Source organism: Phenylobacterium sp., assembly GCF_004799515.1.
GTDB lineage: Bacteria > Pseudomonadota > Alphaproteobacteria > Caulobacterales > Caulobacteraceae > Phenylobacterium.
In genome coordinates, this window is sequence record NZ_SSMX01000026.1 from 246,665 (window position 1) to 260,079 (window position 13,415).

Sequence of the window (13,415 nt, forward strand, 5' to 3'; positions counted from 1 at the left end):
CATGACGGACCGGGCGCGTCGTCAGTTCCTGAAGCTTGCAGGCGCCGGTTCGGCGATGGCGGCCTTCCCGCCCAGCATCCAGCGCGCCTTGGCGGCGGAAGCGGCGCGGGGAGCCGGAACGATCGCCGACGTCCAGCACGTCGTCATCCTGATGCTGGAGAACCGCGCCTTCGACCACTACTTCGGGTCGTTCCGAGGCGTGCGCGGGTTCGCGGACCGGCATCCGGTCCCGCTTCCCGGCAGCCGGGACGTCTGGGCGCAGTCCGATGGCCACGGGCCCGTCGCCCCCTTCCACCTCGACGCGGAGACCACGAGCGCGCTCAAGGTCCACAGCACGCCGCACGGCTTCGGCAACGCCCAGGGCGCCTGGGGGCAGGGCAGGATGGAGGCTTGGCCCAGGTTCAAGACGCCGCTCTCCATGGGCCACTATCAGCGCAGCGACATCCCGTTCCAGTTCGCCCTGGCCGAGGCCTTCACCCTTTGCGACGCCTACCATTGCTCGGTGACGACGGGGACCGATCCCAACCGCATCGCCTTCTGGTCGGGGGCTAACTTCGATCCGGAGAAGCGGCGGCGCGGCGAGAACTGCACCGAGGCGGACGCCGAGCCGGACAATCTGCGCTGCTGGATCAAGGGCGCGCTGCCCGAGCCGGGCTACGCCTACCAGGGCTCGGCCCTGACCTGGCCGACGATCCCGCAGGTGCTGCAGACGGCCGGGGTCAGCTGGCGCATCTATCAGGACCCCAACGACAACTGGACGGGCGCCATGCACGGCGGCTTGGCGTTCGAGGCGTTCCGCGCGGCGCGGCCCGGCTCGCCGCTCTATGAGAACGGCATGCGGCACTGGTCGCTGGAGCGGCTGGAGTCGGACGTCCGGTCGGGCCAACTGCCGCAGGTGTCCTGGATCCTGCCGTCGCAGGCCTGGTCGGAGCATCCGGCAGGCTCCAGCCCGATGCAGGGGGCGGAATTCACCAGCCGCGTGCTGGACGCGCTGACCGCCGACTCCGAGGTCTGGGGGCGCACGGCGCTCTTCCTCTGCTTCGACGAGAACGACGGCTTCTTCGACCACGTCCCGCCGCCGGCGCCGCCGTCCTATGAACTGGACGGAAGGCTGGCCGGTGCGGCGACCCTGCCGCTGGAGGGGATGTACTTCTCCGACCCGGAGCGGAAGCACTTGGACCCGCGGGATCAGGTCAGCGGGACGGTGCGGCCCTGGGGCCTGGGGCCGCGGGTGCCGATGTACGTCATCTCGCCCTGGAGCCGGGGCGGCTGGGTCAATTCCCAGGTGTTCGACCACACCTCCGTTGGCCAGTTCATCGAGACGCGGTTCGGGGTCTCCATCCCGGCCATCAGCCCCTGGCACCGGGCGGTCTGCGGCGACCTGACGAGCTGCTTCGACTTTTCCGGGCGCGAGGCGAAGGTCTTTCCGAGGTTGCCGCGGGTCGCCAACGTCGCGGCCCTGGCCGCCGCGGCCGAGGCCAAGCCCCCGCCCGCGCCGCCGGCCACGCCCCAGCCGCTGTTCCAGGAGCCGGGTTTCCGGGCCTCGCGGGCGCTGCCCTACCGGCTGGAGGTCGACGCCGCCATCGCGCCGGACGGGCGGCGCCTGCGGCTGAGCTTCCGCAACGACGGAACGGCCGGCGCGGTGTTCCACGTCTATGACCGCCGCCACCTGGACCGCATCCCCCGCCGCTACACCGTCGAGGCGGGCCGCACGCTGGACGGCCTCTGGGACCTGACCGACGACGGCGGGCGCTACGACCTCTGGATCTACGGGCCGAACGGCTTTGTCCGTGAGGCGGTCGGGCAGGGCGACGGCGCGGCGTCCCGCCTGGAGGCGGTGCTGCGCTATGACGTCCCCGCCCGGATGCTGCGGCTGGCGGTCATCAACCCGGGCGCCGCGCCGGCGGAGTTCACCGTGCGGGCCGGCGCCTATGGCGCCGAGGCGCCGTGGCGCGGACAGGCGGCGGCGGGCGGCCGGGTCGAGCGGGCGATGCCGCTCCACAAGCGGCACAACTGGTACGACGTGGCGGTGGCCGCGGAGGGCTTCCAACGCCGTTTCGCCGGCCGGCTGGAGAACGGCCGGCACGACATCAGCGATCCAGCTGTCTGACTTCCCGGTCGGCGGCGCGCGCACGCTTCGACCAACCCATTGAAAATGCTATGGAGTCCATCCGGCCTTGCACAGAGCGGGCCCCTACAATCGAACCGCAGTAAAATCAAACGCTTATGCCGATATTTGCAATCGCCCCGATGATGGGCTGGACGGAAGTTACAATTAGATCAATATGTTAATTGTGGTTGCGTGCAAATCTGGTGCATTCAACTTTCGTGAAACCTCGCACTTCTTCGCAAAATCGGTCCGTCCGGTCGCTCGTTGGACCGCTGCGGATTCTCCCGGGTGCCAATGCATTGAGGCGAACGTTCGTCTAGCGGCCATGCAGCGCGCTAGACGGGCACAGGCGACCGCTAAGGAAGCTAGTCACCGCCGCCTATCGGCGCGATTTTGCGTTCTTCCGCGCTTGGCTTGCTTGGCCTCGCGCGGGGTGACGACCGGGCCATGATTCATGGGGAGAGCCTGTTTCACCATTTGTTGGCTCCTGGGCTAGGGAACGTCAGCTCGCAGCGGAGGTTGCGGCCTACTTCTGCCGCGGCGGCTCCAGGGCGCGGCCGGCCTGCAGGAGCTTTCCGGTGTGGTTGGCGTGGGCTGCTTCGGCGAGCGTCAGGGCGGCGTTCCGCACCTCGCCCTGCATCGCCTTGTCCTTGTCCAGCGCCTCGTGGCCGGTGGCGTAGGGCTCCCAGTAGCCAATGTAGCGGTCGAGCTCGGCGTTGATGCCGGCCGGGACCAGATCCATGAACCGCAGCCAGTCCGACAGGCTGCGTCGCACGTTCTCCGCGCCCTCCACGTCGCCGTGGACGATCACCGAGAAGACCCGGCCGTCCAGGTGCTTGGGATAGTCCCAGCCCTTCATCTCGATGGCCTTGGCCTCCTCGGCATTCTTGCCGTGGGTGAGGCTTGGGTCGGGATTGCCGCCGTCGGCGCAGACCAGCCGGTCCATCATCAGCTTCACCGGCGAGGTCACCTGGTACCAGTTCACCGGCGTGATGATCATCACGCCATGGGCTTCCACCCACATGGGGTAGATCTCGTTCATCCAGTCGTGGACCTGGCCCAGGGAGTAGTTCGGGTAGCAGGAGCAGGGCCAGTGGCAGAGCGCGGGCCCGGTGGAGAAGCAGGCCTTGCAGGGATGGATCTCGCGGCCGAATTCCGAGGCCAGGCGGGAGAGGTCGAGCACCGACGCCGTGATGTCCTGCTTCTCAAGCGCGCGTCGCGCGAGCTGGATCAGCCGCCAACTCTTCGACATTTCACCGAGACAGGTGTGTTCGCTGCGCGACGAGCGTTGATCAGCAGCACGCGGCAGGGGCCCGTCCGGGGCGTCGTGCCGCTGCTGAGCGGCCTCGACGTCGGCCTAGGCAGCGATCCAGTCCTCGGCCAGCTCATAGGTCGGGTCGGCGTAACCGGGGCCGGCGGGCTGGGCTTTGGGCGACTTGCGCTCGTGGCTGTAGGCGTCCCAGGCCGCGGTTGCGATCCTGTCGAGCTCGCCTCGCAGCGGATCGAAGGCGGGGTCAGGATAGCGGCTCAGGAACCGCGCCTTAAAGGTTGCCTTGTCCAGGCGAGGGCTTGGCATGCCCTTGCGAACCGAAGGAGTCCGTCCAGCCATTCCGACCTCGCAGATTGAAGCGGAAGAATAAGGTCCAGCGCCTGCGGCGGTTCCGGTGGACCGGCCTTGGGAACGCCGCCGCCTTTCAGGAATTGCCAGCGGACAGTGTTCCCGTGGGAGATAGACCGATGGCTGACGACGCCGGCAAGATCTCAAGCCAAGCGACTGCGGCGCCTTTCGAAGACCCGACGACCAAACATCCGAAGCCGCCGTTCAAGCGCCAATCGCAGCCCTGGCCGGGCCTGGCTCGCGACATGGACCCGCCGCCAGACCACGGGGAGGAGAGCTACCGTGGCTCCGGCCGCCTGCTGGGCCGCAAGGCGCTGATCACCGGCGGCGATTCGGGCATGGGGCGGGGCGCGGCGATCGGCTTTGCCCGCGAGGGCGCTGACGTGGCGATCAACTACTTCCCGACCGAACAGCCGGACGCCGACGAGGTTCTGGCGCTGATCGAGAAGGCCGGGCGTAAGGGCGCGGGCCTACCGGGCGACCTGTGTGAGGAGGCCTTCTGCAAGAAGCTGGTCGAGGACGCCGTGCGCGAGCTGGGCGGCTTGGACATCGTCGTCTGCAACGCCGGCCGGCAGCAAAGCCGCGAGTCCATCCTCGACCTCACGACCGAGGACTTCGATGCAACCATGAAGACCAATATCTATGCGCCATTCTGGATCATCAAGGCGGCTCTGCCGCACCTGAAACCGGGCTCGACGATCATCGCGACGGCCTCGGAGCAGGCCTACGATCCCTCGCCGGACCTCTACGACTACGCCCAGACCAAGGCCGCGACGATGAACTATGTGAAGTCGCTGGCGAAGCAGTTGGCGTCCAAGGGCATTCGGGTGAACGGCGTGGCGCCAGGCCCGATCTGGACGCCTTTGCAGGTCAGCGGCGGCGCCAGCATGGAGAAGCTTGAACAGTTCGGCGCTCAAGCGCCGTTCGGCCGGCCCGGCCAGCCCGCGGAACTGGCTTCGATCTACGTCCAACTCGCGGCTTCCGACGCCAGCTACGCCACCGGCCAGATCTACGGCTCATCGGGCGGGGCCGGACAGCCCTGATCGCGGCCGCGATCAGGAACCTGCGACCTGGCCGCCGGATTGAACGGCGGAGGAGGGCGGAGGGCCGCCGATGGATTGGTTTCGAACCCTGATCGGGCCGGACGAGGGCGCCGACGCCCAGCAGCTCTGCATCCGGGCGATCCTCCTCTTCTTCCTAGGGCTGGTCTGCATCCGCCTCGCGGGTCGCCGGACCTTCTCCCAAAGCTCGCCGTTGGACATCATCATCTACCTGATTGTCGGTTCGAACCTCAGCCGGGTGATGACCGGCAAGGCGGACTTCTGGCCGGTCACTTCGGCGACCCTGGTGCTGGTGGTCCTGCATGGGCTGTTTGCCATGCTGACCCTGCGCTGGGGTTTGCTGGCCAAGGTGATGAAAGCCGATCCCGTGGTGCTGATTCGTGACGGCGTGATCGACGAGGCCGCCAGCATGCGCCACGGCATCAGCCGCATGGATCTCCTGGAAGGCTTGCGGCTGAAACAAGTGGCCGACGTCAAGGACGTGCGGCTTGCGACCTTGGAGAACAGCGGCAAGATCAGCGTGGTGCCTCGCAAACGCCGGGGATGAGTGGTGCTATGGCGTGGCGCCCTGCGGCGACGCCCCGCGCTCGCGCGCGTAATCGGCGGCGGACATTTCGGGCAAAGCGGAGAGGAAGGCCACGATGGTCCAGACATCGCTTTGCGACATCGTCTGCTCCCAGGACGGCATAGCGGTCATCTTCACGCCGTGGCGGACGATCCAATAGAGCTCGTTGGGCGTGAACTGGCGCCCCGCGTCCAGTAGGTAGGGCGGGTTTGGCGTCAGGCCGTCGGTCCAGGCCGCGCGCGCCACGCCCGGGGCGCCGTGGCAGGCGACGCAGTTGGCGTCGTAGAGCCGCGCGCCGGCGGCGACGTCGGCGGCGGTGAAGCGGCGCGGCGGCGGAAGGCTTGCGGCTTCGCGGCGCACCGACTGGACCATGGTCGCGTGCGTCGCCCAGGCGACCAGCGCCGGGTGCGGCGTGGTGGCGGTGGTGTCGTAGGCGCCGGTGGCGACCACGCCCAGGCCAAAGACAGCGACGGCGAGTCCCATGGTCGCCCATGGAAGGCCCCAGCGCAGCAACAGGCCCAGGCGCGGCCCCACGGCTCAGCTCAAGGTCTCGAGGTAGGCGGCCATGTCGGCGGCCTGCTGGGGCGAGACGGCGATGTCCGGCATGGCGTTGCCGGGGACATAGGTCTGCGGCGTGCGGATCCATTGCGCCAGGTTCTGCGGCGTGTTTGGGAGCAGGCCCGCGATCATTGTGCGGCGGGCAAAGCCGGTGAGCGGCGGCCCGACCTCGCCGTGGGCGAGCTGGACGCCGGGGATTTCGTGGCAGGCGCCGCAGGCCTCGCGGACCATGATCACGGCGCCCTGTTCCGGATCGCCGCCCAGGGCCGTGCGGCTGGGCCGCGGGGCGGGCGCGCAGCCGGCCAGGCCAAGAGCCAGGGCGAGCGGGATGAGCGCCAGGGTATAGGGCAGGCGGCTCATGCTGGCGCGCTCCAGCAGAGTCGAACGGCCACGGCCGAGGGCGTGTTGAAAAGGATGGCCACGACGAAGATCGCCGAGGCGAGCAGGCCGCTGACGGCCAGGAACCGGTGGCGGCCCCGGGGCGCGCCGGAGCCCTCTTCGGACGCCGCTCGCGAGCCGGCGAAGGCGGCCGCCAGACCCAAGAGCGCAACGGCGAGACAGGTGAGGTTGATCGCAAGCAGGAACTCGTGCTCCCCGGCGCCGGGCGCATCGAGGCGGGGCGTATCGCGCGGCGTGCACACGTAGCTGGAGACGCCGTAGTCGATAGCCAACTGTGTGACCCAGGCGCTGGGTCCGGCGGCCAGGCCAAGGATTTGGGTCCCCAGCCTCGGGGGCGATAGCGGCGCGGCGGCTTTGGAGGACGTGGCCATGGTCACCACATCAAATGCGGAGCGAGGTAGAAGGTGGCGAAGACCGCCAGCCAGACTGCATCGACGAAGTGCCAGTAGACGACGACGTTGGAGACCGGCTCGTGCCGGCGGGGCTGGAACAGCCCCAGCCAAGACCAGCCGGTGACCGCGATCAGCATGGCCAAGCCCACGACCACGTGGGCCATGTGGAAGCCGGTAATGGTGAAATAGAGCGAGCCATAGGATCCGTCTGTCGGACGGAAGGTCTTGGCCTTCCATTCGAAGACCTGGACGATGAGGAAGATCGCCCCCAGCAGGATCGCGAGTGACAGGCCGAGAAGCTGGCGGGTGCGCTGGCCGCCCTTGGCGCCGCCTTCGCCCCACCAGGCCGCGACGCTGCTGGCCAGCAGGATCAAGGTGTTGGGCCCAGCCATGGCCAGGGACGGATTGGGCTCCGGCGACCAGCCGGGGCCGCGCTGGATGGCGATGTAGAAGTAGCTGAACAGCAGATAGGCGAAGAGGCAGGCCTCCGTCGCGATCAGGCAAAGCACGCCCAGCCAGCCCACGCTGTTGCGGCCCTTGGCGGCGACGGGCAGGGGGCCGCCAGTGTAGGTCACCTCAGCCATGCGCCGCCTCCGGCTCATCCGCGTGGACGCGTCGTGGCCAGAACCACAGCACCAGCGCACCGGCGCAGATCACGCCGCCCAGCCCGGCCAGCCACCAGGCCTTCAACGGGGCGCCTGCGAACAGCACGGCCAGCCCCAGCGCCAGGATCGCCGGCGCTGGCGTGTCGCCCGGCATCTCCAGGATCAGGCTGGGTTCGCCGTCGAGCGGGGTGGTGCCCAGCGTCTCGCGGCCGTGATCGAGCAGCAGGCCTTCGTCGAGGCACGAGCGGCCGGCGCTTTCGTTGAGGCGGTGTTCCCACAGCGGGTGGCGGCTGGCGACGGTCGGGATGACCGCGAAATTGTAGGGCGGCGGCGGTGAGGCCGTGGCCCATTCCAACGTCGGTGCGTCCCAGGGGTTTTCCGGCGCGATCCGGCCGCGCTTCAGGCTGACCGCCACATTGATCAGGAAGAGGCCGACGCCAGCCGCGAACAGGAAGGCGCCGAGCGTGACGACTAGGTTGGTCGTGTCCCAGCCCATGCCGGCTGAGTAGGTGTAGATGCGCCGCGGCATGCCCATCAGGCCCAGCAGGTGCATTGGGAAGAAGCCGAGATTGAATCCTAGGAACATCGTCCAGAAGTTCCAGCGGCCCAGTCGCTCGCTTAGCATCCGGCCGGTGAATTTGGGGAACCAGTAGTAGGCGCCGCCGACGACCGGGAAGACGTTGATCCCGATCAGGACATAGTGGAGGTGGGCGACGACGAAGTAGGTGTCGGTGAGCTGCCAGTCGACGGGCGCCGAGCCGGTCATGACCCCGGACACGCCCCCGATCACGAACAGCACGATCATGCTGGCGAAGAACAGGAAGGCGGTGGTGATCACCGGCCGGCCGAGCCAGATCGTGGCGGTCCAGGCGAAGACCGCGACCGCGCTCGGGATGGTGATGATCAACGAGGCGCCGGAGAAGAACGACAGGCTGATGTCCGGAAGGCCGGTGGAGAACATGTGGTGCACCCACACACCGAACCCCAGCGCCATGGTCGCCACCGTCGACAACGCGACCGGCGTGTAGCCCACCAGGGGGCGGCGGCAGAAGGTCGGCAGGCCGTCCGAGACCATGCCCATGGCCGGCAGGACGATGGCGTAGACCCACGGATGGCCGAACATCCAGAACAGGTGCTGCCAGAGCAGCGGCTGACCGTCGGCGGCGTCGAAGACGTGGAAGCCGAACTGCCGATCCAACCACAAGAGGAAGAAGGCCAGACTGACGCTGGGCACGGCCAGCAGGTTGGCGACTGAGGCGGTCAGCGTGCCCCAGGTCAGGATCGGGACCCGGTCGATCGACATCCCGGGCGCCCGCAAGCGTAGGAAGGTGACCACGAAGTTGGCGGCGCCGACCGTGGTCGAGATGCCGAGCAGGATCAGGCCCAACGCATAGACGTCGATGTTGACGCCCGGATTGAACTCGCGCGCCGCGTAGGGGACGTAGTTGAACCAGCCGGCATCGGGTCCTCGGCCGACCACGAAGCCTGCATAGAGAAAGAGGCCCGCCGCCAAATAGACCCAGTAGGAAAGGGCATTCAGCCGCGGGAAGGCCATGTCGCGCGAACCCAACAGCAGCGGCCACAGGAAATTCGAAAAGCCCGACAGCACCGGCGAGGCGTAGAGGAAGATCATGCTCACGCCGTGCATGGTGAAGAGCTGGTTGTAGGCTTCCGGGCTCAGCAGCGTGCGGTTGGGACCGCTGAGCTGCAGGCGCATAACCAGCGACTCGATCCCGCCCAGCAGCAGGAAGACGAAGGCGGTGACGATGTAGCGCTTGCCGATCTCCTTGTGGTCGACGCTGGAGATCCAGCCCTTCAGGCCCGGGCCGGTCTCCCAGATCTTCTGCAGCCGCGGGCCGGGGGAGGACGGCGTGACCTTCGCGCTCCTGGGCGTCCTGGCGTCTTCCCAGGCGGTCACTTCAACGTCTCCAGATAGGCTACGACCTGGCCGAGTTCGGGTCCGGAGAGGTCGGTGGCCGGCATGCGCGCGCCGGGTTTCAGGGCTTGGGGATTGGCGATCCAGCCGGCTAGGCCGTTGGGCGTATTGGGCAGGGTCCCGGCGGCCAGGGTCTCGCGGCCGGCGATGTGGGTGAGATCCGGTCCCACGACGCCGCCGGCCCCGGTTCCGCGCACCGTGTGGCAAGCGCCGCAATGAGCTACGACCAGCGGCTCGCCGGCCGCTGCCGTGTCGGGCGGCGGGGCAGCGGGCTGTTGCTGGCGCGCGCGCCACGCCTCGAAATCCGCGGGCGGATCGGCGGTGACGAAGGCGGCCATGTGGGCGTGCTGCAGGCCACAGTACTCGGTGCACTGGCCGCGGTAGACGCCGGGCCGGTCGGCCTGCAGCCAGGTCAGGTTGGTGCGGCCGGGGATGGTGTCGGTCTTCCCGCCGAGCGCCGGAATCCAGAAGGAGTGGATGACGTCGGCGCCGTAGAGCTTCAGCAGGACAGGACGGCCGACGGGAATATGGATCTCATTGGCGGTGGAAAAGGTTTGGTCGGGGGTCAAGCCGAGATAGCGTGCTTCCCACCACCACTGGTGGCCAGTGACTTCGATAGTCAGCGCCGTTGTGGCCGGCGCCGCGACCGCCGCCATCACCGCGACCGTCCAAGCGAGCGCGCCGGCAAGGGCTAGGACGGTCAGCGCCACCCCGATGGTGATCCACGCCGTCCCGCCGCCGCTGCCGCCCAGCGGGAGCGACGCCAGCGCTGGCCAGGGCTGGCGGGAACGCCGCATCCAGACGCCGACGACGACCAGCCCTGTTACGATCACGATGACGGCCAGCGACAGGTCCATCAGCCCCCAGGTGAGCCCGGTGACCGGATCGGCGCGGGGGCCGTAGGTCTTGAGGTAGGTCATCGGCCAAGCGGGTGAGACCCCCATGGCTCACCGCGCGCGCTGGGCCGCGATCAGGCCCTGGTGGGCGCTGTCGGCGGGGTCTTGGTCGGCGGCCTGCGGACCGGTCGTGGAGGGTTGGTTCGACGCGTCGCCCAGGCTCTGGAGATAGGCGACCAGCTTCCAGATCTGGTCCGGCGGCAGGCGGGCGCCCCAGGCCGGCATCCCCTGCGGGCGGCCGTCATGGATCGAGTTGAAGAGTTCGGCCGGCGTACCGCCATAGCGCCAGCCGGAGCCGTTCAGCGCCGGGCCTATCAGGCCCGAGCCCTGAGCGCCGTGGCAGTAGACGCAGTTCATGGCGCCGAAGAGCTGCTTGCCCTCGGCGACCGCCTGAGCGTTCCCGGCGAAGGGGTTGGCGATCCGCCCGGCGATGCTCACCGGCTCGCCCGGCGGGGCCCCCATCGGAATGGAATGCAGGGTCGCGTCGGCGGGAAGCTGGGTGGCCGCTGGGCCTGTCACGGAATCGCCATGCGAGCGGCTGCAGGCGCCGAGCGCGACGGTGGCGAGGAGTGTGAGGGCGAGGCGCAGGGTCATGGCGCGCATCAATCCGGGGCATTGTAGACCGCGCCCGGGGCCTTCGAGCCCTGGGTGGTCAGCATGCCGGGCCCGCTGCCCGGCGAGACGCCGTCGATGGAGAAGACGTAGAGGGTTCCGCCGCGTGGCGGGAAGCCGTTCTTCGAACCCATCACCTGGCTGGCGACGCCGCCGACGCCGGCCACCACGGCGACGTATTGGCGCCCATCCGGGCCCAGGTAGGTCATGGGTTGAGACGTGATCCCTGAGCTCAGCTTCTGCGACCACAGCACCTTGCCGTTCCGCGCATCGACCGCCCGGAACCAGCCGTCGGTGGTTCCGTAGAAGACGAGGTCGCCGGCGGTCGCCAGGACGCCGCTCATGGTCATGAAGGTCTCGGGGATCGACCAGGCGCGTTCGCCGGTCAGCGGGTTCCAAGCGATGAACTCGCCCCACTTGTTGGTCTTGCCGCCGGCGTGGGTGGTCAGGTCCATGCCGTCGTAGGGCGTGCCCGGGATGTAGCCGACTTTGTGGTCGGTCAGGTCCATGCAGATGTTGAAGATGTCGGCGTAGATCAGCCCAGTGCGCGGCGAGAACGCCGCCGGCTGCCAGTCCTTTGAGCCGATGTGGGTCGGGCAGATGTTGCTGACCTTCTCCTCGACCTTGGCTTCCTTGTCGGGGTCGACGATTGGGCGTCCCGTGGCCGGATCGATGCCCTTAGCCCAGTTGAGCGGCGCGAAAGGCTTAGCCACGACGATGCGGCCGGTGCTCCGGTCCAGCGTGTAGCCGAAGCCGTTGCGGTCCAGGTGGACCAGCAGCTTGCGCGTCTGGCCGCCGATCGGTCCGTCGATCAGGATGTTCTCGTTGACCCCGTCGTAGTCCCACTGGTCGTGCGGCGTGAACTGGAAGCCCCAGTGGACCGAACCGGTCTTCGGATCGCGAGCGAAGACGGCGCTGGACCAGAGGTTGTCGCCGGGCCGCTGGGCCGGCACGCGGGGGCTCGGATTGCTGGTGCCCTCGTAGATCAGGTTGAGGTCAGGGTCGTAGGAAATCCAACCCCAGACCGTGCCGCCACCGCGCTGCCAGGCGTCGCCCGGCCAGGACGAGGCGCCCAGGTCCTTACCCGCCAGCCAGGGATAGGGCGCGTGGTAGTCGGCGCCGATCTTCACGTCGGCGTCGGGGCCGGTGGAATAGCCGCGCCAGAGTTCCTTGCCAGTGGAAAGGTCCAGGGCGGTCAGTTGGCCGCGCACGCCCATCTCGCCGCCGGAATTGCCGACCAGGACGGCGTTGCCGACGACCAGCGGCGACATGGTGATGGTCATGCCGCTGGCCGGCTGGCCCAGGCGAACGCGCCAGGCGGGCTTCCCGGTGTTGGCGTCGAGCGCCACGGCCTCGCCGTCCAGCAAAGTGAAGACCAGCTTGCCGTCGGCGTAGGTCGGCCCGCGATTGACCGCGTCGCAGCAGGCCTTGCCGACGGCGATGGGGTCGGGGTGCGGCTGATAGGTCCACTTGATTGGCGCGCCGGGCTTCGACAGGTCGAGTGCGTAAGCGACGTTCGGATAGGGCGTGACCACGAACATGGTGTCGCCGACCACCAGGGGCGCGGCCTCGTGACCATAGGGGATGCCGTCGGAGAACGACCAGGCCATCTTCAGCCGCGCGACATTGCCCACGCCGATCTGCTCCAGCGGACTGAAGCGGGTGTTGGCGTAGTCGCGCGCTTGGCGGCGCCACTCGCCGGGCGGATCGTTGGGCGCGAAGTTGGCGGTCGCGCCGGTGGCGCCGGGCTGCGGGCGGTTGGCGGGTGAGAGCGACGAGGCTTTCCGGTCGGCCGGGCCGCAGGCCGCCAGCACGGCCAACAGGGCTAGGCCCAACGTCCGGTGCGGCCGGATCATCGCGCCAGTTCCACAGGCGCTAGGCTGTCTGCGCGCCGGCCGGCGTCGCGCAGGGCGACGGCCAGTCCGCCCACCACAGCGGCGGCGAGGACGAGGCCGGCCGGGATCCACATAATCGCCCCGGCCAGTTGCTGATCGCCGAGCGGGGTCAGGCCCCAGGCGGCGGTGGTGAGGGCGTGCGGCGCATAGAGCGGCCGGTTCGCGAAGGTCAGGATGGCGCCCAGTAGACCCATCTGCAGGCTGGTCAGCAGGGCCGCCGCTAGGGCCTCACCGAGTCGCCGCGCGCCAGCCGCCAGCAATGTCGACCACAACCACACCGCCGCGCCGAAGGCGCTGAGGTGCATCGCCCAATAGGTGAGGGGGCTTGCGAAGGTAGCGTCATAGGGGCCTGGCGCATGCCAGAACCACAGCACAACGGCGAACGCCGCCGCCGCGGCGAGGGGCTCCAGTGGACGAAGACGCCTGCGACGCGGTAGTCCCAACGCCAGCAATGGCGCGGCCACGGCGGCGAGCACCATGTGCTGCGCCACCCGGGCGGCGGAGAGCGAGACGGACAACGCGCAGAGCGGCGAGGTCAACGCCAGGGCGCCGATAGCCCAGCCCATACAGACGCAGGCCGATTGCGCCATTGTCGGGGTCTGCTCGCCGCGCCGCCACGACCGAGAGGCCAGTCCATAGGCCGCCAGCGCCAGCACCAGGGCGGCGATCAATATGGGGTCGAGGTTCCAGCGCTCGGTCAGCGCCCCAGGCGACGGCGGCGAACCGCAGTAAGCCTCAATCCTCCCGGCATGCTCGATGGATCCCACG

14 protein-coding genes are annotated in these 13,415 nt (G+C 68.8%); 3 read left to right on the plus strand and 11 right to left on the minus strand.

Going from position 1 to position 13,415, the window contains the following annotated elements; genetic code table 11:
* Window position 1: 1 nt before the first annotated feature.
* The gene (locus E8A49_RS10550; RefSeq protein WP_293380286.1) at window positions 2-2,110 is read left to right on the plus strand and encodes a phosphocholine-specific phospholipase C; all 2,109 of its coding nucleotides are present in this window, start codon (window positions 2-4) and stop codon (window positions 2,108-2,110) included.
* A gap of 526 nt (window positions 2,111-2,636) precedes the next feature.
* Here E8A49_RS10550 and E8A49_RS10555 read toward each other — a convergent pair.
* Window positions 2,637-3,362 (minus strand): flavodoxin family protein, encoded by a 726-nt coding sequence (locus tag E8A49_RS10555; protein WP_293380289.1) that lies wholly within the window; start codon window positions 3,360-3,362, stop codon window positions 2,637-2,639.
* Between the two features lie 105 nt (window positions 3,363-3,467).
* On the minus strand, window positions 3,468-3,686 hold the full coding sequence (locus tag E8A49_RS10560) for a hypothetical protein (protein ID WP_293380292.1): 219 nt from the start codon (window positions 3,684-3,686) through the stop codon (window positions 3,468-3,470).
* A gap of 161 nt (window positions 3,687-3,847) precedes the next feature.
* Here E8A49_RS10560 and E8A49_RS10565 point away from each other — a divergent pair, with 161 nt between their 5' ends.
* Together E8A49_RS10565 and E8A49_RS10570 are read left to right on the plus strand one after the other, a co-directional pair.
* The gene (locus tag E8A49_RS10565) at window positions 3,848-4,771 is read left to right on the plus strand and encodes an SDR family oxidoreductase (protein WP_293380295.1); all 924 of its coding nucleotides are present in this window, start codon (window positions 3,848-3,850) and stop codon (window positions 4,769-4,771) included.
* A gap of 70 nt (window positions 4,772-4,841) precedes the next feature.
* A complete protein-coding gene (locus tag E8A49_RS10570) occupies window positions 4,842-5,336 on the plus strand; it encodes a DUF421 domain-containing protein (RefSeq protein WP_293380298.1) in 495 nt (164 codons plus the stop codon).
* A gap of 6 nt (window positions 5,337-5,342) precedes the next feature.
* Here the strand turns inward: E8A49_RS10570 and E8A49_RS10575 are convergent, their stop codons facing one another.
* The 9 genes from E8A49_RS10575 to E8A49_RS10615 all read right to left on the minus strand — a co-directional run bounded on the left by E8A49_RS10575 (window position 5,343) and on the right by E8A49_RS10615 (window position 13,414).
* Complete coding sequence (locus E8A49_RS10575; protein ID WP_293380301.1) at window positions 5,343-5,888, minus strand: cytochrome c; 546 nt, start codon at window positions 5,886-5,888, stop codon at window positions 5,343-5,345.
* A gap of 3 nt (window positions 5,889-5,891) precedes the next feature.
* Entirely contained in the window at window positions 5,892-6,272 is a 381-nt protein-coding gene (locus tag E8A49_RS10580; RefSeq protein ID WP_293380304.1) for a c-type cytochrome, read from the minus strand.
* Complete coding sequence (locus tag E8A49_RS10585) at window positions 6,269-6,583, minus strand: hypothetical protein (protein WP_293380307.1); 315 nt, start codon at window positions 6,581-6,583, stop codon at window positions 6,269-6,271. The genes E8A49_RS10580 and E8A49_RS10585 overlap by 4 nt, the downstream gene beginning before the upstream one ends.
* A 101-nt stretch (window positions 6,584-6,684) precedes the next feature.
* A complete protein-coding gene (locus tag E8A49_RS10590) occupies window positions 6,685-7,287 on the minus strand; it encodes a cytochrome c oxidase subunit 3 (RefSeq protein WP_293380310.1) in 603 nt (200 codons plus the stop codon).
* On the minus strand, window positions 7,280-9,226 hold the full coding sequence (gene ctaD / locus E8A49_RS10595) for a cytochrome c oxidase subunit I (protein ID WP_293380313.1): 1,947 nt from the start codon (window positions 9,224-9,226) through the stop codon (window positions 7,280-7,282). Before ctaD ends, E8A49_RS10590 begins: the two co-directional genes overlap by 8 nt.
* A complete protein-coding gene (gene coxB, locus E8A49_RS10600; protein WP_293380316.1) occupies window positions 9,223-10,188 on the minus strand; it encodes a cytochrome c oxidase subunit II in 966 nt (321 codons plus the stop codon). Before coxB ends, ctaD begins: the two co-directional genes overlap by 4 nt.
* A 3-nt stretch (window positions 10,189-10,191) precedes the next feature.
* The gene (locus E8A49_RS10605; protein WP_293380319.1) at window positions 10,192-10,734 is read right to left on the minus strand and encodes a c-type cytochrome; all 543 of its coding nucleotides are present in this window, start codon (window positions 10,732-10,734) and stop codon (window positions 10,192-10,194) included.
* A gap of 8 nt (window positions 10,735-10,742) precedes the next feature.
* Window positions 10,743-12,608, minus strand: coding sequence for a PQQ-dependent dehydrogenase, methanol/ethanol family (locus tag E8A49_RS10610; protein WP_293380322.1), 1,866 nt, complete (start codon window positions 12,606-12,608; stop codon window positions 10,743-10,745).
* Window positions 12,605-13,414 carry a cytochrome c oxidase assembly protein gene (locus tag E8A49_RS10615; RefSeq protein ID WP_293380325.1) on the minus strand — a complete coding sequence of 270 codons (810 nt, stop codon included), beginning with the start codon at window positions 13,412-13,414 and terminating at the stop codon, window positions 12,605-12,607. Before E8A49_RS10615 ends, E8A49_RS10610 begins: the two co-directional genes overlap by 4 nt.
* Between the last annotated feature and the right edge of the window lies 1 nt (window position 13,415).